General features: G+C 70.7%; 19 protein-coding genes. 4 read left to right on the forward strand and 15 right to left on the reverse strand.

Features of this window, described 5'->3' with window-relative positions; genetic code table 11:
• The 4 genes from QE388_RS00005 to QE388_RS00020 form a co-directional block, all read right to left on the reverse strand.
• A partial coding sequence (locus tag QE388_RS00005; RefSeq protein WP_307381937.1) for an aspartate ammonia-lyase occupies window positions 1–1,406 on the reverse strand: 1,406 nt, incomplete at its 3' end.
• A gap of 253 nt (window positions 1,407–1,659) precedes the next feature.
• The gene (locus QE388_RS00010; RefSeq protein ID WP_307381938.1) at window positions 1,660–2,559 is read right to left on the reverse strand and encodes a phosphodiesterase; all 900 of its coding nucleotides are present in this window, start codon (window positions 2,557–2,559) and stop codon (window positions 1,660–1,662) included.
• 48 nt (window positions 2,560–2,607) lie between these two features.
• Window positions 2,608–2,937 (reverse strand): peptidase, encoded by a 330-nt coding sequence (locus QE388_RS00015; protein WP_275800051.1) that lies wholly within the window; start codon window positions 2,935–2,937, stop codon window positions 2,608–2,610.
• Entirely contained in the window at window positions 2,934–4,148 is a 1,215-nt protein-coding gene (locus QE388_RS00020; protein ID WP_058597707.1) for an inorganic phosphate transporter, read from the reverse strand. The genes QE388_RS00015 and QE388_RS00020 overlap by 4 nt, the downstream gene beginning before the upstream one ends.
• A gap of 223 nt (window positions 4,149–4,371) precedes the next feature.
• Between QE388_RS00020 and QE388_RS00025 the strand changes: the two genes are divergently transcribed.
• Complete coding sequence (locus QE388_RS00025) at window positions 4,372–6,486, forward strand: S9 family peptidase (protein ID WP_307381939.1); 2,115 nt, start codon at window positions 4,372–4,374, stop codon at window positions 6,484–6,486.
• A gap of 267 nt (window positions 6,487–6,753) precedes the next feature.
• Window positions 6,754–7,647 carry a hypothetical protein gene (locus QE388_RS00030; RefSeq protein WP_307381941.1) on the forward strand — a complete coding sequence of 298 codons (894 nt, stop codon included), beginning with the start codon at window positions 6,754–6,756 and terminating at the stop codon, window positions 7,645–7,647.
• A 250-nt stretch (window positions 7,648–7,897) separates the two neighbouring features.
• On the opposite strand, the gene QE388_RS00035 is transcribed toward QE388_RS00030, so the two are convergent.
• The 4 genes from QE388_RS00035 to QE388_RS00050 all read right to left on the reverse strand — a co-directional run bounded on the left by QE388_RS00035 (window position 7,898) and on the right by QE388_RS00050 (window position 15,200).
• A complete protein-coding gene (locus QE388_RS00035; protein ID WP_275800055.1) occupies window positions 7,898–8,926 on the reverse strand; it encodes a 6-phosphofructokinase in 1,029 nt (342 codons plus the stop codon).
• A 151-nt stretch (window positions 8,927–9,077) separates the two neighbouring features.
• Entirely contained in the window at window positions 9,078–10,133 is a 1,056-nt protein-coding gene (locus QE388_RS00040; RefSeq protein ID WP_307381944.1) for a hypothetical protein, read from the reverse strand.
• A gap of 138 nt (window positions 10,134–10,271) precedes the next feature.
• A complete protein-coding gene (locus QE388_RS00045; RefSeq protein WP_307381946.1) occupies window positions 10,272–12,431 on the reverse strand; it encodes a DEAD/DEAH box helicase in 2,160 nt (719 codons plus the stop codon).
• A 321-nt stretch (window positions 12,432–12,752) separates the two neighbouring features.
• Window positions 12,753–15,200, reverse strand: a complete 2,448-nt coding sequence (locus QE388_RS00050; RefSeq protein ID WP_307381949.1) for a heavy metal translocating P-type ATPase — start codon at window positions 15,198–15,200, stop codon at window positions 12,753–12,755.
• 107 nt (window positions 15,201–15,307) lie between these two features.
• Here QE388_RS00050 and QE388_RS00055 point away from each other — a divergent pair, with 107 nt between their 5' ends.
• The gene (locus QE388_RS00055) at window positions 15,308–16,675 is read left to right on the forward strand and encodes an MFS transporter (protein ID WP_307381952.1); all 1,368 of its coding nucleotides are present in this window, start codon (window positions 15,308–15,310) and stop codon (window positions 16,673–16,675) included.
• A 30-nt stretch (window positions 16,676–16,705) separates the two neighbouring features.
• Here the strand turns inward: QE388_RS00055 and QE388_RS00060 are convergent, their stop codons facing one another.
• The 5 genes from QE388_RS00060 to QE388_RS00080 form a co-directional block, all read right to left on the reverse strand.
• Entirely contained in the window at window positions 16,706–17,650 is a 945-nt protein-coding gene (locus QE388_RS00060; protein WP_058597695.1) for a bifunctional riboflavin kinase/FAD synthetase, read from the reverse strand.
• The gene (locus tag QE388_RS00065) at window positions 17,647–18,066 is read right to left on the reverse strand and encodes a hypothetical protein (RefSeq protein ID WP_307381955.1); all 420 of its coding nucleotides are present in this window, start codon (window positions 18,064–18,066) and stop codon (window positions 17,647–17,649) included. Before QE388_RS00065 ends, QE388_RS00060 begins: the two co-directional genes overlap by 4 nt.
• A 222-nt stretch (window positions 18,067–18,288) precedes the next feature.
• Window positions 18,289–18,657, reverse strand: a complete 369-nt coding sequence (locus QE388_RS00070; protein ID WP_307381957.1) for a hypothetical protein — start codon at window positions 18,655–18,657, stop codon at window positions 18,289–18,291.
• Window positions 18,654–19,538, reverse strand: a complete 885-nt coding sequence (truB, locus tag QE388_RS00075; protein ID WP_307381960.1) for a tRNA pseudouridine(55) synthase TruB — start codon at window positions 19,536–19,538, stop codon at window positions 18,654–18,656. Before truB ends, QE388_RS00070 begins: the two co-directional genes overlap by 4 nt.
• Window positions 19,538–20,017, reverse strand: coding sequence for a hypothetical protein (locus tag QE388_RS00080; RefSeq protein ID WP_307381962.1), 480 nt, complete (start codon window positions 20,015–20,017; stop codon window positions 19,538–19,540). Before QE388_RS00080 ends, truB begins: the two co-directional genes overlap by 1 nt.
• 162 nt (window positions 20,018–20,179) lie before the next feature.
• Here QE388_RS00080 and QE388_RS00085 point away from each other — a divergent pair, with 162 nt between their 5' ends.
• Window positions 20,180–21,046: an A/G-specific adenine glycosylase gene (locus QE388_RS00085; RefSeq protein WP_307381964.1), complete on the forward strand. Its 867-nt coding sequence runs from the start codon at window positions 20,180–20,182 to the stop codon at window positions 21,044–21,046.
• A 169-nt stretch (window positions 21,047–21,215) separates the two neighbouring features.
• Here the strand turns inward: QE388_RS00085 and QE388_RS00090 are convergent, their stop codons facing one another.
• Together QE388_RS00090 and rbfA are read right to left on the reverse strand one after the other, a co-directional pair.
• Entirely contained in the window at window positions 21,216–22,199 is a 984-nt protein-coding gene (locus QE388_RS00090; protein WP_307381966.1) for a CPBP family intramembrane glutamic endopeptidase, read from the reverse strand.
• Window positions 22,200–22,325: 126 nt separating this feature from the next.
• Window positions 22,326–22,808, reverse strand: coding sequence for a 30S ribosome-binding factor RbfA (gene rbfA, locus QE388_RS00095; protein WP_307381968.1), 483 nt, complete (start codon window positions 22,806–22,808; stop codon window positions 22,326–22,328).
• Between the last annotated feature and the right edge of the window lie 29 nt (window positions 22,809–22,837).

Genomic DNA, 22,837 nt, shown 5'->3' on the forward strand with positions numbered 1-22,837 from the left:
TGAAGGCCCGACAGCCGCGCGGGCGACAACTGCTTGGTGACCTCTTCGCGAGACATGAGCCCCGCCTCGACGACGAGGTCGGCGACGTTGCGGTGCGTGAGCAGGGCCGTCTTCGCGAGCGCCGCAGCCGCCGCGTAGCCGATGAACGGCGTGAGGGCGGTGACGACGCCGACCGAGGAACCGACCATCGCACCCAAGCGCTCGCGGTTCGCCGTGATTCCGTCGACGCAGTTGACGCGGAGCGTCCACATCGCCTGGCGCATCCACGTGATCGACTGGTAGATCGAGTGCGCGATGACCGGCTCGAAGGCGTTGAGCTGCAGCTGGCCACCCTCGACCGCCATCGTCACGGTCATGTCGGCGCCGACCACAGAGAACGCGACCTGATTGACGACCTCGGGGATGACGGGGTTCACCTTGCCGGGCATGATGCTCGAACCCGCCTGGCGCGGCGGGAGGTTGATCTCGCCCAGGCCCGCCTGCGGACCGCTCGAGAGCAGGCGCAGGTCGTTGCAGATCTTCGAGAGCTTGATCGCGTTGCGCTTCAGCGACGACGAGAACGACATGAAAGCGCCCGTGTCGCTCGTCGACTCGACGAGGTCGGTCGCGGTCTCGAGATCGAGGCCCGTGATCTCGCGCAGGTGCCGGAGAACGGCCTTGCCGTAGCCGGCGTGGGCGGTGATGCCCGTGCCGATGGCTGTGGCCCCCATGTTGATCTCGTAGAGCAGGTAGGCGTTCTCGGTCAGGCGGCTGTAGTCCTCGCCGAGCGTCGTGGCGAAGCCGTGGAACTCCTGCCCCAGCGTCATGGGCACGGCATCCTGCAGCTGCGTGCGGCCGACCTTGAGGACGTCGTGGAACTCGTCGGCCTTGGTGAGGAACGACTGACGCAGCAGCGCCAGCTCTTCGAGAAGGCTCTTCAGCGTGAGGGCGAGCCCGATCTTGATCGCGGTCGGGTAAACGTCGTTCGTCGACTGACTGCGGTTGGTGTCGTCGATCGGCGAGAGGAACGCGTAATCGCCCTTCTCGCGCCCCGCCATCTCGAGCGCGATGTTGGTGATGACCTCGTTCGCGTTCATATTGGTCGAGGTGCCGGCGCCGCCCTGGATGACGCCCACCGCGAACTCGTCGTGGAACTCGCCGTCGATCACTCGCTGTGCGGCGCGGTCGATGAGGTCGGCCTTCGCCGGGTCGAGCACGCCGATCTCGCGGTTGGCGCGGGCCGAGGCCTGCTTGACCATGGCGAGGGCGCGGACCAGGTCGGGGTACACCGAGATCGGCCGCTTGGCGATCGGGAAGTTCTCCAGCGCGCGGGCGGTGTGGATGCCCCAATACGCGTCGAGGGGGATCTCGAGCGTTCCCAGGGAGTCGGTCTCGGTGCGGGTACGCGTCTTTGCGTCCAGAGTCATGTGTCGTCCTTGTGGGGTCACGTGAAAGGGGATGCCACGAGCCTAACCACCGGAATCACGAGCACCCCTGGACGCGACGGCCTGTCGGCATCCTCGGACCGTCCGCGGTGTCGGTTGCGGGCGCTGCGCTCGGACATGGCGGGCGAAGCGGTCGGCTCGGTGGGCAGCGGCGGCCGGGCGCGGCGCTCGGCATCGGCGGGCGCGGCGGCGGTGTGGCGGCCGGCACGGCGCGGAACCGTGACCGGCACCGCCCTCAGCGCTTGCGCGAGAAGGCCTCGAGCCGCCCCTCGGGGGTGAGGGCAGCCATCTCCTCGACCCACGCGGGCGTGAAGTAGCCCGAGGTGTCGGCGTCGACCACCGGGACGACGGCGTGGGTGATCGTGTCGTCCCAGACGTGCACGAGGTGGAAGGACTGGCCGGCATCCATGCCGTTGACCTCGTCGGCCGGGCGGGCGAGATCCATCGTGTAGCAGGACGCGGCCGCGACACTCACGGGCACGCCCGCGAACGTTCCCGACGTCGAGTAGTGCAGGTGCCCGGCGAGGATCGTACGGACGTCGCTGCCCGCGATCGCCGCCGCGAGTCGGGGTTGGTCGCGGAGCTCCAGGATGTCGAAGAAGGGGATGTGCGTCGGGAGCGGCGGGTGGTGCAGGGCGAGGATCGTGCCGAGGGGTGCGGGGGTCGCGAGTTCGCCGCGCAACCACTCCAGCTGCTCGGCGTCGAGGTCGCCGTGGTGCCAGCCCGGCACGGTCGAGTCCAGCGCGATGATACGGAGTCCGTCGAGGTCCCACACGCCGGTCACGGGCTCGAGCGACGGCTCTCCGTCGAGGAGACCGGCGCGCAGCGCGGGGCGTTCATCGTGGTTTCCCGCGACCCAGACGACCGGCGCTCCGAGGCGCTCGGCCCACGGCTCGACCGCCGCGCGCAGCGCCCGGTACGCCTCCGGCTCGCCGAGGTCGGCGAGATCACCCGTGAACACGACGGCGTCGGGACGGACGCCGGTGGCCTCGGCGGCATCCAGGGTCCGGCGCAGGTTCGCGGCGGTGTCGTACCGCTCGCCGAGCAGGCGATCGCCGCCCAGCAGATGGGTGTCGCTGAGGTGGAGGATCACACGCCGCGCGGGCGCGTGCTGACCGAACTGCACGGATGCCATGGGCTCAGCCTAGAAGAGGCCTCCGACACGCGATCCGCGAGCGCACCGTCAGTGGTTGAAGAGGATCAGCAGCAGGGCGCCGAGGACGGCCGCGGCGCACACCCCGAAACACAGGTACGCACCGACGAGAGCAATGCGCTTCTGCCCGTCGCTAAGCGGATTGCGCGCCGCCGCCTTGGCCGCCGCCTTCTCGGCGCGGCGCCGCTGCTTGTCGGTGAGCACGGTGATGGCATCCGTGAACTCGACCGGCGCGACCAGGGGCGGGCGCCCGCCGCGCACGAGCAGGCGCAGCCCGAGGGCGTAGAAGGTCACCACGATCGAGGCGCCGATGATGGCGGCGACGAAGACGTGGAGGAAGGCTTCCCAGTCGATGGTCACGCGTCGTCCTTCCCGGAGCGCTCGAGACGGCGTTGGCGACGCGTCGGGCCGGGCTTGCGCGGCACCTTGACGGCGGCTCCCGAGTCGGCGACCTCGCTCATCGCGTTGGCCGAGGTGACCGAGTCGCGGCGCGAGCGGAGGAAGAGGCCGAGGATGATCGCGACGGCGATCACCGCGTCGACCGCGACACCCCAGCCGCCCAGCCACACCACGATGAGCGCGGCCGCGGCGCCCACCGCACCCGCGGCGGGGAGCGTCAGGACCCAGCCGATCATGATGCGGCCGACGGTGTTCCAGCGCACCGTCGATCCGCGGCGCCCGAGGCCGGAGCCGATGACCGAGCCGGACGCGACCTGCGTGGTCGAGAGGGCGAAGCCGAGGGCGCTGGATGCCAGGATGGTCGCCGCCGTCGACGTCTCGGCCGAGAAGCCCTGGGCCGGCTTGACGTCGGTGAGCCCCTTGCCGAGGGTGCGGATGATGCGCCAACCGCCCATGTAGGTGCCGAGGGCGATCGTGATGGCGCACGCGAACACGACCCAGATGTGCGGATCCGGATCGGATGCCGACTGCCACCCGACCGTGATGAGGGCGAGGGTGATGACGCCCATCGTCTTCTGCGCGTCGTTGGTGCCGTGCGCCAGCGCCACGAGCGACGAGGTGAAGATCTGCCCCCAGCGGAAGCCGTCGCGGCCGTCGGCCTTCGTGTCGTACCGGCGGGTGACGCCGTACGCGATCTTGGTGACCGTGAACGCGATGATGCCGGCCGTGAGCGGCGCGATGAGGGCGGGGAGGATGACCTTGCTGAGCACGACGCCCGTGTCGATGGCCGAGACGCCGACGCCCACGAGGGTCGCGCCGATGAGACCGCCGAACAGCGCGTGCGAGGAGCTGGAGGGAAGCCCCAGCAGCCACGTCAGCATGTTCCAGGTGATCGCGCCGATCAGGCCCGCGAAGATGATCGGCGGGAAGATCTCGGGCGAGAGCTGATCCTCGCGGATCATGCCTCCCGAGATGGTCTTCGCCACCTCGGTCGACAGGAAAGCGCCGACCAGGTTCAGACAGGCCGCGAGGAGGACGGCGACCTTCGGTTTCAGCGCACCGGTGGCGATGGGCGTGGCCATCGCGTTCGCGGTGTCGTGGAATCCGTTGGTGAAATCGAAGAACAGTGCCAGGCCGATGACCAGCACGATGACGAGGGCTGCGCTCTCCACCGTTCGCTTTCCGTGAGGAGGAAGAAGGGATGCCGACGGGATCGGCGCGACGAACGAAGAGTTCACCTGGAGTTCGACACCCGTTCACCGAGGTCGCGTGGAAATCATGTCACCGGCGACCACGACGGTCAAACCGGGCGGCCCGAGGCCGCGGCATCCGCAGGTTCTTCCCGGCTGGGGAACGCCCAGGCGGAGTGTCGGTGCGGCCGACTACCGTAAAGGGGTGACCGATATCGACGTTTCGTCCGTTCCGCCCGTCGCCGCCCGTCGTCCCGTCCCCCGCTCGCACCATGGTGACACGTTCGACGATCCCTACGAATGGCTGCGCGCGAAGGACGACGCCGAGGTCGTGGCGCACCTCGAGGCCGAGAACGCCTACACCGACGCGCGCACCGCGCACCTGGCATCCCTCCGCGACGAGATCTTCGGCGAGATCAAGGGACGCACGCTCGAGACCGACCTGTCCGTCCCCGTTCGTCGCGGCGACTGGTGGTACTACGGACGCACGGTGGCCGGTGCCCAGTACGGCATCCAGTGCCGCGCTCCCCTGACCGCGCCCGACGACTGGACCCCGCCGCAGCTCTCGCCCGACGAACCCGTCGCCGGCGAGCAGGTCCTCTTCGACGGCAACGTCGAGGCCGAGGGCACCGACTTCTTCTCGCTCGGCAGCTTCGAGATCTCGAACGACGGCACGCGCATGCTCTACGGCATCGACGTCGCCGGCGACGAACGGTACACCGTGCGTGTGCGCGACCTGATCACGGGCGAGACGCTCCCCGACGAGATCCCCGGCACGTTCTCGGGGGCGACGTTCTCCCCCGATGGACGCTTCATCGTCTACACCACCGTCGACGACGCGTGGCGTCCCGACACCGTCTGGCTGCACGAGATCGGCACGGCGGTGGATGCCGACGTGCAGCTGTTCCACGAACCCGACGAGCGGTACTGGGTCGGCGCCGACTTCACGCGCAGCGACCGGTATCTCGTCATCGGCGTCGGATCGTCGATCACCTCGGAGGATCGCCTGATCGATGCTGACGACCTGCGCGGCGAAGCCCGCGTCGTCTGGCCGCGGCGCGAGGGCGTCGAGTACTCGGTCGACCACGCGGTCGTCGACGGCGAAGACGTGCTGTACATCCTCCACAACGACGGAGCTCTCGATTTCGAGCTGGTCCGGGTCTCGGCATCCGATCCCGAGGGACCGCGCGAGGTCGTGATCCCGCATCGCGTGGGCCAGCGCCTGCTCGGTGTCGACACCTTCCGCGACTGGGGTGTCGTCGCCTACCGGCGCGACGGTCTCGCCCGCCTCGGCCTGCTCTCGTACGCCGACGGAGCGGTCGACGAGATCGCGTTCGATGAGCCTCTCTACAGCGTCGGGACCGGCGGCAACCCCGAGTGGGCACCGCCCGTCCTGCGCCTGGGCTACGGCTCGTTCGTGACCCCCGGCACCGTGTACGACTACGTCATCGCGACCGGCGAGCTGCTCCTGCGCAAGCGACAGCCTGTCCTCGGCGGCTTCGACCCCGCCGACTACGGGCAGGCCCGCGTCTGGGCACCCGCCGACGACGGCACGCGAGTGCCCGTGTCGCTCGTGTGGAAGCGCTCGTTCGGCGAGCCCGGCTCGACACCGCGACCGGTGCACCTCTACGGGTACGGCTCGTACGAGCACTCCATCGAGCCCGGATTCTCGGTGCCGCGCCTGTCACTGCTGGACCGTGGCGTGATCTTCGCGGTGGCGCACGTGCGCGGCGGCGGAGAGATGGGGCGCCAGTGGTACGAGGACGGCAAGCTCCTCGCCAAGCGCAACACGTTCACCGACTTCGTCGCCGCGGGGCGCCATCTGGTGTCCGAGGGCTACACGACCCCCGATCGCATCGTCGCCGAGGGCGGCAGCGCCGGCGGCCTGCTCATGGGCGCCGTGGCGAACCTCGCGCCGGAGCTGTTCGCCGGCATCCTCGCCGACGTGCCGTTCGTGGACGCGCTGACCACGATCCTCGACCCGTCGCTCCCCCTCACCGTCATCGAGTGGGACGAGTGGGGCGACCCGCTGCACGACGCCGACGTGTACGCGTACATGAAGTCGTACTCGCCGTACGAGAACGTGCGCGAGGGCGTGGAGTACCCGCGCATCCTCGCGGTCACATCGCTCAACGACACGCGCGTGCTGTACGTCGAGCCCGCGAAGTGGGTCCAGCGCCTGCGCGAGGTCGGCGCCGACGCCCTGCTGAAGTGCGAGATGGTCGCCGGCCACGGCGGCGTCAGCGGCCGCTACAACGCGTGGCGCGAGCGCTCGTTCGAGCTGGCCTGGCTGCTGGACGTGCTGGGGCTGGCCGAGTAAGCGGGGCGACCGCTGCGACCGCGTCCGGCGGCTGCATGTCCCACTTTGTGCAGATCTGGAGCCTCCTTCCCGCACAAAATGGGACATGGTTTTGACAGTGCGCTCAGCGTGTCCCCATTTGTGCAGATACGGAGCCTCCTTTCTGCACAAAGTGGGACATGAGCCGTCGGAACCGCTGTTCCTCCCCCGCGCGGCGATAGAAGAGGTCATCCACGGATAACGCGATCGGGTGAGCAGCGGCACGCGCAACACCGCCATGCTCGGCGGATGGTCGACGAACCTCGCATCTTCTCCGTTCGGGATGCCGTGGCCTCGGGCCGCTCCCGCTTCGCGCTGCGTCACGTCGGTGTCAGGGCGCCGTACAGTGGCGTCCGCTCATCCGCTGCACCGCCCGCAGTGGACGACCTCGAGGCACGCGCGGCGGAGTACGTCCCTCTGCTCCGGAGCGGGCAGTTCTTCAGCCACGAGACGGCGCTGGGGCTGCTTGGCGTGCCGCTTCCGCCTTTCCCTTTCGTCCCCGGCATCCACGTGTCGGCTCATCGTCCAGTTCGCGAGCCCCGCGTGAACGGCATCCTCGGACACCGTCTGCAGGCACGGGATGCCGCGACGCTCCTGACGCGGCGTGGCTGGCCGGTCGAGCATCCCGTGCGTGCGTGGCGGCAATGCGGGACGCTGTGGAGAATCGACGACCTCGTCGCAGCCGCGGATTTCCTCCTCACGGACGCCGTGCCACGAATCGAGGCGGACGAACTCGCCGCGGAGATCGCGCGCATGGGCGACACGCGGAAGCTCCTCCTCACGCGGGCCCTCAGCCTCAGTCGCTTCGGTCCGCGCTCCGCCTCTGAGACACGGCTACGGTTGCTGCTGATCCGTCACTCTCTCCCGGAACCCGAGATCTCCGTGGTTCTCCGTGATGCGAGCGGGACCTTCGTCGCCGAGCTCGATCTCGCGTATCCCTCGTGGAGGGTGGCCGTCGAGTACGACGGGCGCGTCCATGCCGAGGACATGCGCCAGTTCGCTCGGGACGCCGACCGCTGGGATGCCATTCGGGAGTGCGGTTGGGAGCACGTCCGCATCCTGTTCCACCACACGCGAGGAGATGGCGCAGTGGCGGTCCGAAAGGTGCGCGAGGCGCTCCGGCGTGCGGGCTGGCAGCCCTGACGCGAATCGTGTCCCACTTTGTGCAGAAAGTCGCGCCGGAACCGGCACAAAGTGGGACATGCCCGGCGCGAGGAAGGCATCGGCACTCCCCAGGCGAGGGCGATGTCCCACTTTGTGCAGAAATCTGCTGCCGGATCAGCACAAAGTGGGACACGCGCAGGCAGTGATGTCGCAAGAGCGGCGGGGCCGGACGTGCCAACGGCGACGCCCCGCCCCGCGCCAAGCGGGACGGGGCATCGAAGCGAAAGGCTCAGCCGAACAGCGCCGCGGCCTCTTCGTATCGGTACAGAGGAACGCTGTTGAGCTCACCCAGCGCGTCGGCGAACGGCACGCGAACGATGTCGGTGCCGCGCATCGCGACCATCTGGCCCCAAGCGCCCTCGTGCAGGGCGTCGGCGGCGTGCAGGCCGAGACGCGTCGCGAGCACGCGGTCGAACGCCGAGGGCGAGCCGCCGCGCTGAATGTGTCCGAGGACCGTCGCGCGGGTCTCGATTCCGGTGAGACGCTCGATCTCGGGGGCGAGCAGCTCGCCGATGCCGCCGAGGCGGGGGCGGTTGAAGGCGTCGAGGCCCTTGTCGCTGAAGGCCTCGTCCATACCCTTGAGCTTGAAGCCCTCCGACACGACGACGAGGGGCGCGCGGCCGCGATCGTGCGCGCGGGTGACCTGCTCGACGATCTCTTCGATCGACATCGGAACCTCGGGGATGCAGATCACGTGGGCGCCCGCCGCGATACCGGCGTGCAGCGCGATCCAGCCGACGTGACGCCCCATGACCTCGGCCACCATGCACCGCTGGTGCGAGTCACCGGTGGTGCGGAGGCGGTCCATGGCATCCGTCGCGATGTTCACGGCCGTGTCGAAGCCGAACGAATAGTCGGTGGCGCGAAGGTCGTTGTCGATCGTCTTGGGAACACCCAGCACGTTGATGCCGTCCTTCGACAGACGGTCGGCCGCGGCGAGGGTCCCCTCGCCACCGATGGCCAGGATGCCGTCGAGCCGGTGCCCGTACATCGTCTTGGAGATGTTCTCGGCACCGCCGCGCACGCCCTCGTAGGGGTTCGTACGGCTGGTGCCGAGGATCGTGCCGCCGACCTTCGACAGACCCTTCACCTCGTGGCGGGTCAGCGGGAAGAAGTCGCCGTCGACCACGCCTCGCCATCCGTCACGGATGCCGACGAACTCGATGTCGTAGTTGGTCGTGCCCTTCAGCACGACGCCACGGATGACCGCGTTGAGACCGGGGCAGTCGCCGCCGCTGGTCAGGATGCCGATCTTCATGGGCAGAGTCCTCTGGTGCTGTGGTTCGGGTGGAGGGAGGCGCCATTGCCGTCTTCGACCCTATCGCCGCGGGCGGGAACGGTGCCACACGGCGACCCGGATGCCGACACCCCGGCCCGACCGCCCTGTTCGAGCCGGCACGCGGCCACCGTCACGCGCGGTTCCAGCTGTCACCGTCGCGAACCCACTCCTGCTCGGGTGCCGACTGTTCGACTGGTGAGAACCAGAAGGTCTCGTCGGGTCCCCACCCGGCCACGGTGCTCGCACCGAGGTCGCCGAGGCCGACGACCCGACCGGCCGTGGCGAGGTACCCGCTCACGCTCAGGTGCACCCCCGCGGCTTCACCGGCGACGGCCGCCCAGTCGGGCTGCACCCACATGCCTTCGCGCCCCGTCGTCCACCCCCACACATTGCGTCGGCTCGCGGTGACCGGGAACGGATGCCGCCGACACAGCGCCGCCCACGCTTCGGGGCCGTCGATCTCGATGACCTCGCCGTCCGGTGCGGCGAGAGGTCGAACGCGTGCGGAGGTCCACCCCCAGGAGTCTTCGACGAGCGTGAGGCCGACCGGCCCCGCCGTGCCGCGCACACGCGTGGAGCGCGGAAGGGCGAACGCGGGGGTCGACCACCACGAGCCGGAGAGACGGACGTCGTCAATCTGTCGGGCGAAGGACACCTCTTCTTCGACCTGCTCGCTTCGCCACCGGGCCGAGAGCTCTTCGGGGGCCTCCATCGACGCGGGAGAGTTCTCCCAGCGCACCATCGCCTGCGTGTCCCGCTCGACCCCGCTCCCCCACCACGAGGTTCCGGGAGCTCCGGCGACCGCCGCGGCGACACGCTCGAGCACGGGCCGCAGGTCCTCGGTCGCGGCCAGGACGTCCTCACCGGAGGGCGGCTGCCAGTACGCGGCGTGGTCCACAGCGAGAGACAGGGCCGTGAAGAGGAGCGCGTCGGTGAGCTCGGGGATCGCGACCCGTGCCAGCGCGGCGGCGGCCTCGGCGGGCGACACCTCGGGTTCGGTGAACGACGAGGCGTCTCCGGCGATCGCGACGACCGTCCCCGGATTCTCGTCGAGGGCCTGCGCGGCCCACGACACGGCCCAGGCCGCATCGCGTGCCTCCGGCCCGTCGGGGGCGAGCCGCAAGACTTCTAGACACAGCCGGCGTCCGCGTGGTCCCGCGAGCAGGGTGTCGGCGGTGAGGGTCATCTGCCGACCTTAGCGAGGGCGTCGGACATCGAACGGACTCGCGCCCGAGCGCAGCGGGGCAATGGCGGCGCGATGGCGGCCACGCCGAATGCGCGGATGCCCCGGGGCCGAAGCCCCGGGGCGTCCGTCGAAGCGGGCTCAGGCCGCGCCGAGCGCCTGACGCAGCAGGTGCATGAGGGCCGAGAGCTGCACCGAGTCGCTGGAGCCGGGCTCGATCGCCTGGCCGTCGAGGGCGCGCGCCGCGAGCCCCTCCTTCGAATCGATGAGCTCGGCGATCTTCGTGTCGATCGTGTGCGCGGCGATGATGCGCCACGCGGTGACGGGCTCCTCCTGGCCGATGCGGTGCACGCGGTCGATCGCCTGCGTCTGCTCGGCGGCGGTCCACGACAGCTCCGCGAGCACGACGTTCGAGGCGGCCTGCATGTTCAGGCCGACGCCCGCGGCGGTCAGCGAGCACACCGCGATCCCGACGTCGGGATCGCTGTTGAACGCGTCGATCGCAGCCTGGCGCGCGGTCGAGGTCTGCTCGCCCCGCACCGACACCGCCTTCAGCCCGGATGCCTTGAAGTGGGCCTCCGCGGCATCCATCACGTCGATGTGCTTGGCGAAGAACACGACCTTGCCGACCGAGCGCTGCAGCTGCACGGCGTAGTCGGCCGCGAGGTGCGCCTTGGCCTGACCGATGCGGCGGACCATCGTGAACACGTTCTCGCTGCCCGAGCCGGCGGCCTTGCTCTCTTCGAGCTCGCCGTGCGCCACGAGACGGACGATGTCGTCGTCGATCTCGCCGGGGGCGAGGCCGCGGTCGCCACGCGCCTCGAGGATACGGCGGTACTTCGCCGCGAGGCGGGCGCCGAGTTCGCGCTCGGCCTGCCGGATCGAACGGCCGTACTCGTCGTCGAGCTCGACGGGGAGGTCGGCGACGAGCTTGTCGGGCAGATCGGCGGCGACGTCCTTCTTCTTGCGCCGCACGATTCCCATCGAGATGACGGCCTCGCGCGCCTCGGGGTAGAACGCCTTGTCGGCGGGGGTCAGGCCCGTGGCATCCAGTTTCTCCATCAGCTCGGGACCGGGCTTCTCGCCGTTGGTCCACCCGAGGAAGCGCCAGATCGCGTCGAAGTCCTCGACGTCGTTGATCAGCGGGGTGCCGGTGAGGGCCAGCATGAGCGGGTCGCGGGTCTGCTGACGGACACGGGATGCCAGAGCCAGCACGTTCTGCGAACGCTGCGACGTGAGGTTCTTGATGAAGTGCGCCTCGTCGACGACGACGCCCTTGAGACCGATCGACGAGAGCCACGACAGGTGCCGGTCGAGGATCTCGTAGTTGACGATGAAGACATCGGCGAAGGCGTCGATGTCGGCACCGCCGCCCGAGATCACCGTGGCGCGGCGCTGCGGCGTCCAGCGCTGCACCTCGCGGGCCCAGTTCATCTTGACGACGTTCGGCACCACGACCAGCAGCGGGTACGCGTCGGCGACCGAGGCCGCGAGCACCGACTCGGCGGTCTTGCCGAGGCCCGGCTCGTCGGCGAGCAGGAAGGAACGGTGCCCCAGGCGCACGGCCTCGAGGAAGCGCGACTGGTGCGGCATGACCTCGAGCCCGCGGGGAGAGACGCGATCGAACTCGGGGACGGGCGGGAGGTCCATACTGGCGGCCGACCCACCGGCGCCCGTCTCGAACGCCTTGTAGAGCGGGCCCATGAGCTCCCACCCGTCGAGGCGGCGGCGCGGGGCGTCACCGGTCGAGCGCGGGGTGAGGTCGGGCGCGAGGAAGGGGTTCGCCATCTGCCGCGCCTCGATGGACGGCGGGATGACCTGCTTCTCGGCGAGGGCCGCGGGCACGACGGGCGCCACCTGGGGAGCGGTGTCGGTGATGATCAGCTCGTCGGGCGGCAGCTCTGCGCCGGACTCGAGCAGCCAATCCCGGCGCATGCGTCGAGCGACGGGCGAGGTGGCCGCATCGACTTCGAGCAACTGGATGAGCGAGGTGTCGCGCGCGGCGGTCTTCGCGAGGATCGTCGCGACCCCGTCGAGGCGCTTGAGCAGCTCGGCGCGCGCGGCGTCGGTGATCTCGGTGTCGGCCTTCACGCGCGCGCGTTCCTCGCGGACGAGGAAGGCGATCACCTGGAACTTCACCCGGTTGGTCGGGCCGAGCTTGCCCCGTTGGGCCTTGGCCTCGACCTCGCGCACCTTGCGCGCCAGGATCGGGATGACGGGGGCTTCGTCGTCGCGTCGCGAGGACGTGGTCTTCCTGCGCCGCTGGCTCGAGCCTCGGGACGCGGTTGCCGTGGTCGGCATGCTCCTCCTGAGCGTGTCGTCCGGACACCTGTCCGGGACGTTCCGGCGCGAGGCCGGCGGATCGGTGACCCCGGAGAATGTCGCTCGGCACGCCGCCTGAGCGGCGGTACCGGCGACCCGCGACGCGTCTACACCGGAACGGCTCGCGAGACAGCGGGTGACGGGGTCGCCATCATTCTAGCGCGCGCAGAGCCGAAGCGCGTGAGCTGAGCCGGTCGCGACGTGGTTCGGGGCGCGTTCTGCCGTTCGGGGCGCGAAATACCCCGCCCCAAATGCCGGAACGCGCCCCAAACCGGACAGCAGACCCGCCGCGACCCCCGCTCAGGACGCGCGACGTAGGCGCAGGCTGTTCAGCACGACGAACACGCTCGAGAACGCCATCGCCGCCCCCGCGATCATCGGGTTCAGCAGCCCCAGGGCGGCCAGCGGCAGCGCCGCGACGTTGTACGCGAACGCCCAGAACAGGTTGCCGCGGATGATCCGCATCGTGCGCCGGCTCAACGCCACCGCGGTGACGATGCCGCGCGGATCGTCGCGCATCAGCGCGATGTCGCTCGCGTGGAGCGCGGCATCCGTTCCCCCGCCCATGGCGATCCCGAGATCCGCGGATGCCAGGGCGGCGGCGTCGTTGACCCCGTCACCGACCATGGCGACGGTGCGCCCCTCGGCCCGCAGAGCCGCGATCTCGTCGACCTTCCCCTCGGGGAGGACCCCCGCGCGGACCCTCTCGATGCCGAGTTCCGCCGCGACGGACTGCGCGATGCGCGCGTTGTCACCCGTCAGCAGAACGGGTTCGAGACCCATCTCCCGCAGACGGGCGACCGCCTCCGCGCTCTGAGAACGGACGGTGTCGGCGATCTCGATCACGGCGCGGGCCTGGAGGGCGCCGTCGGCTTCCGCCCACCCCACGACCACGACCGTGCCGCGCTCCTCGGCGGCGTCGACCGCCGTCTCCAGCTCGGGGGTCAGCAACCCTCCACGTTCGACGATCCAGGCGGGACGCCCCGCGAACACGCGGACTCCGTCCACTGTGCCGATCACCCCGCGTCCGGCGATCGCCTCGAGATCGGTCGCGGTCCGCCCCTCCCCCGCGGCGGCGACGATCGCCGCGGCCACCGGGTGCTCCGAGCCGCGTTCGACGGCGGCTGCGCGAGCGATCGCGTCCGTGGCATCCTCCCCCTCCGCGGGGACGACGTTCGCGACGCTCATGCGGCCGCTCGTCAGGGTACCGGTCTTGTCGAGCACGATCGTGTCGATGCGCTCGGCGGACTCGAGGGCTTCGGGTCCGGTGACGAGGACACCCAGCTGCGCTCCCCGCCCGGTGCCGACGAGGATCGCGATGGGCGTGGCGAGACCCAGCGCGCACGGGCAGGCGATGATGAGCACGGCCACCGCAGCGGTGAAGCCGGCGGCGAGCGGTTGCCCCGCGAGGATCCACGCGACGAGAGTCAGCACGGCGAGCACGATGACGACCGGCACGAAGATGCCCGAGATGCGGTCGGCCAGCCGCTGCACGCGACTCTTTCCAAGCTGCGCGTCCTCGACGAGTCGCGCGATGCGGGCGAGCCGCGTCTCTTCGCCGACCCCGGTCGCCCGGACGGTGAGTCGGCCACCGGCGGTGATCGTCCCGCCGGTCACCGTGGATCCCGCGGCCGCCTCGACCGGCAGGGACTCACCGGTGAGCATGCTCTCGTCGACCGAGGCCCGCCCGTCGACGACCACACCGTCGGTGGCGATCACGGCACCCGGACGCACGACGAACACGTCGCCCACGCTGAGCTCGTCCACCGGGATGCGGCGGCCGTCCGCGAGTTCGGCCTCGCGCGCGCCGAGGTCGAGGAGCGCGCGCAGCGCCGCGCCCGCCCGCCGGGTCGAGCGCTGCTCGATGAAGCGACCGAGCAGCAGGAGCACCGTCACCGCCGCGGCGACCTCGAAGTAGACGACCGCGCTGGCGTCGTGCACGGGCCCGAAGAGCATGACCTCGTGACGGATGCCGATCCGCCCGGCGTTTCCGAAGACGAGCGCCCAGACGCTCCACAGGTAGGCCGCGAAGGTCCCGAGCGTGATGAGGGTGTCCATCGTCGCGGCACCGTGGCGAGCGTTCCGCAGGGTCGCGCGGTGGAACGGCCACCCGCCCCACAGCACCACGGGCGTGGTCAACGCGAGCGAGACCCACTGCCAGCCGGGGAACTGCCACGCCGGCACCATGCCCAGCGCGACCACCGGGATAGCCATCGCCGCCGACGCGAGCAGACGCGTCCGCAGCGGTGTGGACCCGGGCGCGTCGGAGGTGTCGTGGACGTGGCCCCCGTGATCGGAGCCGTGGTCGTGGGCGCCGTGGTCGTGCGCGCCGTGGTCGTGGACGGGACCAGCGCCGTCGGCGCCGTGGGCATCGTGCGGGAGCGCACCGGTGCCGTGGTCGGGTGCATCGAGGCTCTGCGCCGTCACGGCGTCGATCTCTCCGCCGGGCGCGGGCACCGGAACGGATGCCACGGGCTCGCCGGTCGCTCGGGAGGCGGCCCGCGTCCGCACGGTGGCGTCGTACCCCGCGGCACGCACGGCCTCGACGAGCGCCGTGGTGTCGAGCCCGGCCGGGTACTGCACCCGCGCCGTCTCCGTCGCGAGATTGACCGCCGCTCGCACTCCCTCGACGCGTCCGAGACGCTTCTCGACCCGCGCAACGCAGCTCGCACAGGTCATGCCCTCGATGTCGAGCACCGCCTCCGCGACATCGGCGCCCGACGTCGCGGCATCCCTCGATCCGTCCATGGTTCCTCCCGGGGTTCTCCCCCACAGAACAGGATACCCCCTGGGGGTATTCCAGGATCGGGACGAAAATCGGACGCTCCCGCGGGGCACGACCCTACGCTGGACGGATGAGCGACACGATGACGAAGCAGCAACGGGTCGTGCTGACGATCGCGGTGCTCGCGTCGTTCGTGTCGTTCCTCGACGGCACCGTCGTCAATGTCGCCCTGCCCGCTATCGCTCGCGACCTCGGCGGTGGGCTGAGCACCCAGCAATGGGTCGTGGACGCGTACCTCGTGACCCTCGGCGCGTTCATCCTGGTCGCGGGCTCGCTGAGCGACGTCCTGGGACGGGTGGTCGTCCTGCGGATCGGCCTGATCGGATTCGGGATCACCTCCGTCGCGATCGCAGCCGCACCGACCGCCGAGTTCCTCATCGTCGCGCGCGCCCTGCAGGGGGTCGCCGGCGCTCTCCTCGTGCCGAGCTCTCTCGCGCTGATCACCTCGACGTTCCGCGGCACCGCGCAGGCCCGGGCGATCGGCATCTGGACCGGTGCCACCACGATCGCGATGCTCGCAGGTCCGCTCGTGGGGGGCCTCTTCGTCGACACGCTGTCGTGGCGATTGGTGTTCCTCGTGAACGTGCTGCCGATCGCGGTCACGCTGTGGTTGCTGCTTCGCCTCGGTCACGCCGACCACCGGCGCCCGGACGCACGCGTCGACATCCTCGGCGCGGTGCTCTGCGCCGCCGGCCTGGGCGGGATCGTCTTCGCGCTCATCGAGCAGCCCGACCTCGGGTGGTCCTCCCCCGTGATCTGGATGCCGGGCGCCCTCGGCATCCTGTCGTTCTCCGGGTTCCTCGTGCGCCAGCGCTTCGCTCGGCAACCGATGATGCCGCTGGGCCTGTTCCGCTCCCGCAACTTCTGGGCCGGTAATCTCGCCACCGTCTTCGTCTACGCCGCGCTCTCGCTCAACGGCTTCGTCGTCAGCGTCTACCTGCAGCAGGGAGCGGGGCTGCCCGCGACGCTCGCCGGTCTCGCATCCCTCCCGAGCACGGTGCTGATGATCCTGCTGAGCTCGCGGATGGGCGCCCTCGCCGGGAAGTACGGCCCGCGTCTCTTCATGACGTTCGGGCCGCTCGTGATGGCGGCGGGAGCGCTCTTGCTGCTGAACGTGCGCACGGACTTCGACTACTGGACGCAGGTGCTTCCGGGCATCGTCCTGTTCGGTCTCGGTCTCACCGCGACCGTGTCACCGCTCACCGCCGCGGTCCTCGGCGCGATCGAGACCGAGCGCTCCGGTATCGCCTCCGCGGTGAACAACGCCGTGTCGCGCGTCGCGGGACTGCTCGCGATCGCCGCGGTCTCGGCCGTCGTCAGCGGCTCGCTCGACCTCGACGGATTCCACCGGGCCGCGGTGTTCACCGCCGTGCTGATGCTGCTCGGGGCCGCGGCGTCGTTTCTCGGCATCCGGAATCACCTGTCGCGTCGCGACTGACGCCCGCGCGGCCCGTCAGGGCGCGTCGCGTCAGCGCAGAATCGCCCGCGTGCGCTCCACGTCGTCGGCCATCTGCACGAGCAGGGCGTCGATGCCGTCGAATGCGACCATCCCGCGCACGCGCTCCACGAAACGCACCTCGACGTGATGGCCGTAGAGGTCGAGGCCGGTCTCGTCGAGGACGTACGCCTCGACCTGGCGCGCGTGCACGTCATCGAAGGTGGGATTGGTGCCGACGCTGATCGCGGCGGGATAGCTGATGCGGCGTCCCCCCTCGACGTCGACGAGCCACCCGGCGTAGACGCCGTCCGCGGGGACGAATCCCTCGAGGTCAGGTGAGAGGTTCGCCGTGGGGTAGCCGAGTTCGCGTCCCCGCTTGAGCCCGTGCACGACCTCGCCCCAGACGGAGGGGGCGCGGCCGAGCAAGCGCGCGGCCGTGGTGACGTCGCCAGCCGAGAGAGCCTCGCGTATCCACGTCGACGACACGCGCCGGTCGGCGTGCACCGCACGGACATCGTCGACCACGTCGACACGGAAGCCGTGCTCCGCTCCCATACGGGTCAGAAGGTCCGGGTCGCCCGCACCCCCCGCGCCGAAGCGGAAGTCCCGGCCGACGAGCACCGTCCGCGCCTGCAGCGCGTCGACGATCACGCGGCGCGCGAACTCTTCAGCCGGGATCGCCGCGAGGGCTTCGTCGAAGGTCAGCAAGAGTGTGGCATCCACTCCGGCCCGGTCGAGTAGGTCGAGCTTCTGGTGCGGGCCGATCACATCCGGCGGGCAGCGGTCGGGCCGAAGCACGCTGAGCGGATTGCGGTCGAACGTCACCGCGACGACCTTCGCGCCGTCGGAGGCGTCGACACGGGCGCGATCGATCACCGCGCGGTGACCGGTGTGCACGCCGTCGAACTTGCCGATCGCGACGACCGACGGTCCGAAATCCGCGGGGACCTCGGCCGCGTCGCGGAAGACGATCACGACGCCGCCCGGCGATGGCGTATGAGCCACCAGAGCCCGAGGAAGGGCAGGACGAGCGGGATGAAGAGGTAACCGTAGCCGTAGACCGACCAGACGGTCGGATGCTGGAACAGAGCGGGGTCGACGAGGCTCAGCGTCCCCACGACGAGCACGCCGACGAGTTCGAAGCCGATCGCGATCCACGCCACGCGGTACCACGCCGGCCGCGCCGAAAAGACGAGCGCGAGGGTCGCGAGGATGTACACGACGGCCGCGAGCGCCGACAGCGAGTACGCCAGCGGGGCGTCGTCGAACTCGCGCGCGATCTGCACGAAAGAACGGCCGGTGGCGGCGAGCGCCATGATGCCGTAGACGACGACGAGGACACGGCCGATGCCGGTCATCCCCCGGGTGCGGGTGGGAGTGGTGGATGCCATGACTCGACGATTCTAGTTGGCCCGCGCGGTCCGCGCCCGGCGGGGCCTCGACGACGCATGTCGAACCTCACGAACGATGGCTTCGACGAGCTCGGCCACCTTCGCCCCAGGTCCCTGAGCCTGTCGGGCCCCAGGTCCCTGAGCCTGTCGAGCCCCAGGTCCCTGAGCCTGTCGAAGGGACCGATACCGGCATGCCGCCTCGGGCCGCGGCATCCGGAGTCCTCAGGCCACCTGCACCGTCCAGATCACGTGCATGCGCCAGACCATCACGGCGACCGCCAGGGCGGCGACCCCCATGATCACGGTGCTCCACCGGCTGCGTTCGATGAGCGCCCACGCGGCGCCCGCAACCGGCACGAGGGCGGCCGAGACGAGGTACGTCCAGAACTCGAGCAGGCTGCCGGAGGGTGGGTTCCCCGCGAACGGCGCGATGATCGCGACCACGATCTGCACGATGAGCAGCAGTTCGATGAGAGCGAGCGAGCCGACGGTGACGTCTCCCGGGCGGCGCCCGATGAGCCCCGCGACGATCGCGACGATCCCGGCGAGGACGGCGATGCCCACCTGCGCGAGCGTGAACCACAGGATCATCGGGCGACCTCCTCGGGCATGTTCATGACGCTCTTCAGCTGTGCGCCCCGCTTCTCGACGATGCCGACGAGCTGCCCGTCGGGGTCGATCGCGGCGGCCACAGGGCCGGTGAGGCGCCCGCCTCCGTCGATGCGCTTACCGTGACGCAGGTCGCGGGCCTCGTCTTCGCCGACGGCGATCGCGCCCACGACGACCGAGGCGGCCGTCGCCGGATTCACGAGCCGCTCCTCGGCGATGTCGTCGACGGATGCCGCGGCGGCCACGTCGAACGCGCCGATGCGCGTGCGGCGCAACCTGGTCAAGTGTCCGCCCACGCCGAGGGAGCGGCCGAGATCGCGGGCGAGAGCGCGGATGTAGGTGCCGCTCGTGCAGTCGACGACGACGTCGAGCTCGATGGTTGCCTCTCCCCGGCGAGTGGCACGGACGTCGAACCGCGACACCGTCACGCGACGTGCCTTCAGCTCGACCTCCTCGCCCGCGCGAGCGAGGTCGTAGGCACGGCGCCCCGCCACCTTGATCGCCGACACGGTGCTCGGCACCTGCTCGATCTCGCCGGTGAGGTCGGCGATGCCCGCGGCGATCGCGTCGTCGGTGACGGCCGTGGCATCCGTCCGCGACGTCTCGACCCCGTCGGCGTCGTCACTGTCGGTCGAAACGCCCAGCAGGATCGTCGCCTCGTACGTCTTGTCAGCGCCGACGATGTAGGTCAGCAGCCGGGTCGCGCCCTCGACACCGAGCACGAGCAGCCCCGTCGCCATGGGGTCGAGGGTGCCGGCGTGCCCGATCTTGCGGGTCCCGAGCGCGCGTCGGGCGCGCGACACGACGTCATGGCTGGTGATGCCCCCGGGCTTGTCGACCAGGAGGATGCCGGGTCGCACCATCAGCAGAAGTCCCCGAAAACCTGCACGGGGTGCGCCGGGTCGGAGTTCTCGACGATCGCCGAGGCGGCCGCCTTGGGCCGCGCGGTCGCGAGGTAGCGCTTCTCGGCGTCGGGGAGCTCGGGGCGCGGCGAGCCGATCGGCGGATTGCTCTCGAGCCAGACCGAGTAGTTCCACAGTCCCCGGCGCTCGGGCGCGTGGAGGAAACGTCCGTCGACCACGAGGACGGCGTCGCCCTCGCCCGCGCGGAAGGGCGCGACGACTCTCTCGCGGACGTCGGGCTCGGAGTCCCCGACGCTCGCGCGCTGGACGGGTGTGCCGTCTTCGCCGAGCACCGCGGCGAACCCGTCGGCGAAAGCCCGCGTCCGGTCGGCATCCAGTCCGTCGACGGCCACCACGACGCGACCCGCGCGGGCGTTCTGCCGCATCAGGTCGCGCAGGCTCCGCTGCAGAGTCTGGACGGGATTCTCGGGCGACGACATGCTCCCAGCCTACTTTCGGCCACCGACACCGGTCCGCCCGACCGCCGGGATCACACACATAAACGCGATCCACGCACAGAAACGCGCTGTCCCCGTGTTTCTGTGCGCGGATGCCGTTTATGCGTACCGGGCGAGGCCCATGCGCGCCCGTAGGCTGGACGGATGCCAGGACTCGCCGCCCCGCTCATCGCGTGGTACCGCGACGCGGCGCGCGACCTCCCCTGGCGCCGCGAAGGGTTCGGCGCGTGGGGCACCCTCGTCAGCGAGTTCATGCTGCAGCAGACACCGGTGAATCGCGTCATCCCGCACCTTGAGGCGTGGCTCGAACGGTGGCCCACGCCGTCCGATCTCGCCGCTTCCCCGCCCGCGGAAGCGGTGACCCGGTGGGCGAATCTCGGCTACCCCCGGCGGGCGCTGTGGCTGCACCGCGCGGCCGTCGAGATCCGCGACCGCCACGACGGCGTCGTCCCGCGGGACGTCGACGCCCTCCTCGCGCTGACCGGCATCGGCGACTACACCGCGCGCGCTGTCGCGGTCTTCGCGTACGGCGATCGGCATCCGGTCGTCGACACCAACACCCGGCGCGTGCTCGCCCGCGCCGTCGAAGGTCGCGCGCAACCGGGCCCGCCGCACCGGCGCGATCTCGAACGAATGGATGCCGAACTCCCCGCCGACATCGCGGAAGCGGCGGTCGTGAACGCCGCCGCGATGGAGCTCGGGGCGATCGTCTGCACGGCCCGATCGCCGAAGTGCGATGTCTGCCCGCTGGCCGCGCAGTGCGCGTGGCGCGCGGCCGGCTACCCCGCGTCCGAGGACCGCCGCCGTAAGCAGGCCACCTACGAGGGCAGCGACCGGCAGGCGCGCGGAGCGGTGCTCAAGACCCTGCGGGAGGCGGCGCCGACTCCCGTGCCGCTGTTCGCGGTGCTGCCCGACTGGCCGGACGCGACCCAACGCGACCGCGCGATCGACTCGCTGATCTCGGACGGTCTCGTCGAGGCCGAGGACGACCTGCTCCATCTGCCGCGCTGACGTCCCGCCGCTCCCCGCCCGGCGTCCGGCCGCAGCCGCGGGGGCGGGGCCGCAGCCGCGCTGTACCGTCGCGCGGAGTCCGTCGCCGACACGCCGTGACCGGGCCCTGCCCCGCGGCGTGTCGTCCCCCGACTCCGCCTGACGGCCCGGCCCGGCCCGGCCCGGCGACTCAGGATGCCGTCGACGAGATCCCCGCGGTCGCCCGCCCACGGTCGGGGCCGAGCTCGGCCGCCAGGCGCGCGGGACGGAACTGCCCGAGCACCACCAGCACGGCGATGACGACCGCGAAGACACCCCACATGACCATGCCGAGGGGCGACATCACCATCAACGGGGGCGTGGGCGCGCCCGCGGCGAGGAAGAGCGCGACCATTCCCGCCGAGGCGTTGAAGGCCCCGTGCGCGAACACCGCCGGCCACACCGAGGCGGTGCGCAGACGCGTCCACCCGAGCAGGATCCCGAACAACACGCAGCCGACGATCATCAGCAGCACGCCCAGCGCGTTCGGCTCGGCGAAGTTGTAGCCGAGCAGAATCAGCGGCGCGTGCCACAGTCCCCAGAACGCGCCCGAGATGAGAAGCGCGGGCCAGGTTCCGAGCGGGCGCAGGGCGGGCAGCAGCCAGCCGCGCCAGCCGAGTTCTTCGCCGAAGGCCAGCGGGGCATTGAACAGCGCCCCGAGCGGGATGGTCGCCAGCTGCACCACGACGAGAACGCCCATGGGCGGGAGGGGCGTCCCGGCGGGGACGGCAGCCTGGAGGGTTTGCGCGAACCCCGAGAACCCCACGAGATCGAGACGCAGGATGCCGGTCACCGACATCACGAAGAGCCCGAGCGCCACGAGGACGGGAGCGGCGACGATGACCGCGACGCACGTCCAGATCGTCCGTGCGGCGGGACGCAGCGGCCACATCCCGAGTTCGCGCAGGACGACGCGCGCGCCTCGCCGTCCGCGCGTGCGCCGCTGCACGAGAAGAGCCGCACCGGTCGCGAGCGCCGGGGTGAACATCATCCCCGCCGCGACCAGCCCGAAGAAGGGATCGTGAAGCCCCTCACCTCCCAGCCACAGGGGAAGAGCGATCAGCCAGGACAGAACCAGCGAGGTCACCGCGAACACGGCGATCGCCGGCCAATCGGGTCGAGTCTGCACGTGCATACCTCGACCGTAGGACGGGGGTTCGTCCGGCGCCTCCCCCCTGAGGAGGAGGTCGCCCCCGGACGAACGACGACGGCCGGATGCCATCCCCTCGGGATGTGGCATCCGGCCGTCGTCTCAGCGGGTTCAGGCGCGGTCGCCGCGCTCCTCCTCGCCCTGCTCGTCGTCCTCGTCTTCGTCGAGGTCGCCGTGCTCGCGCGGCTTCACGTACGGATCGGCTTCACCGGCATAGCTGGCGGAAGCCGCGAGACCCGCGACGGACTCGTCACGCTCACGCGCCTCGCGCAGCAGCGCCGAGATGTGGTCGGCGTTCTCGGGGATCGCGTCGAGGATGAACTCGAGCGTCGGGGTGAGTCGCGTGTTGAGGTTCTTCCCCACCTCGCTGCGGAGCATGCCGGTCGCCGACTTCAGCGCCGCCGCGGTGTCGTTGCGGTGCGCCTCGTCGCCCATGACGGTGTAGAACACCGACGCATGCTGGAGGTCGCCCGTGACGCGCACGTCGGTGATCGTCACGAATCCGAGGCGCGGGTCGCGCAGCCCCTTCTCGAGGCGCTCCGCGAGCACCACGCGGATGCGGTCGGCCACACGGGCCTGTCGTTCCCCTGCCACAGCCTTCTCCTTCTTTTCATACCGCCGCG

The organism is Microbacterium sp. SORGH_AS_0969 (genome assembly GCF_030818255.1).
Classification (GTDB): Bacteria; Actinomycetota; Actinomycetes; order Actinomycetales; family Microbacteriaceae; genus Microbacterium.

What these genes read in the sequence shown, in the direction of transcription:
- QE388_RS00050 (WP_307381949.1), bottom strand. Translation starts at nt 15,200, where the DNA reads ATGGACGGATCGAGGGATGCCGCGACGTCGGGCGCCGATGTCGCGGAG.
- QE388_RS00080 (WP_307381962.1), bottom strand. Translation starts at nt 20,017, where the DNA reads ATGTCGTCGCCCGAGAATCCCGTCCAGACTCTGCAGCGGAGCCTGCGC.
- QE388_RS00040 (WP_307381944.1), bottom strand. Translation starts at nt 10,133, where the DNA reads ATGACCCTCACCGCCGACACCCTGCTCGCGGGACCACGCGGACGCCGG.
- QE388_RS00055 (WP_307381952.1), top strand. Translation starts at nt 15,308, where the DNA reads ATGAGCGACACGATGACGAAGCAGCAACGGGTCGTGCTGACGATCGCG.
- QE388_RS00010 (WP_307381938.1), bottom strand. Translation starts at nt 2,559, where the DNA reads ATGGCATCCGTGCAGTTCGGTCAGCACGCGCCCGCGCGGCGTGTGATC.
- QE388_RS00085 (WP_307381964.1), top strand. Translation starts at nt 20,180, where the DNA reads ATGCCAGGACTCGCCGCCCCGCTCATCGCGTGGTACCGCGACGCGGCG.
- QE388_RS00090 (WP_307381966.1), bottom strand. Translation starts at nt 22,199, where the DNA reads ATGCACGTGCAGACTCGACCCGATTGGCCGGCGATCGCCGTGTTCGCG.
- QE388_RS00035 (WP_275800055.1), bottom strand. Translation starts at nt 8,926, where the DNA reads ATGAAGATCGGCATCCTGACCAGCGGCGGCGACTGCCCCGGTCTCAAC.
- truB (WP_307381960.1), bottom strand. Translation starts at nt 19,538, where the DNA reads ATGGTGCGACCCGGCATCCTCCTGGTCGACAAGCCCGGGGGCATCACC.
- QE388_RS00045 (WP_307381946.1), bottom strand. Translation starts at nt 12,431, where the DNA reads ATGCCGACCACGGCAACCGCGTCCCGAGGCTCGAGCCAGCGGCGCAGG.
- QE388_RS00070 (WP_307381957.1), bottom strand. Translation starts at nt 18,657, where the DNA reads ATGATCCTGTGGTTCACGCTCGCGCAGGTGGGCATCGCCGTCCTCGCC.
- QE388_RS00030 (WP_307381941.1), top strand. Translation starts at nt 6,754, where the DNA reads ATGGTCGACGAACCTCGCATCTTCTCCGTTCGGGATGCCGTGGCCTCG.
- QE388_RS00065 (WP_307381955.1), bottom strand. Translation starts at nt 18,066, where the DNA reads ATGGCATCCACCACTCCCACCCGCACCCGGGGGATGACCGGCATCGGC.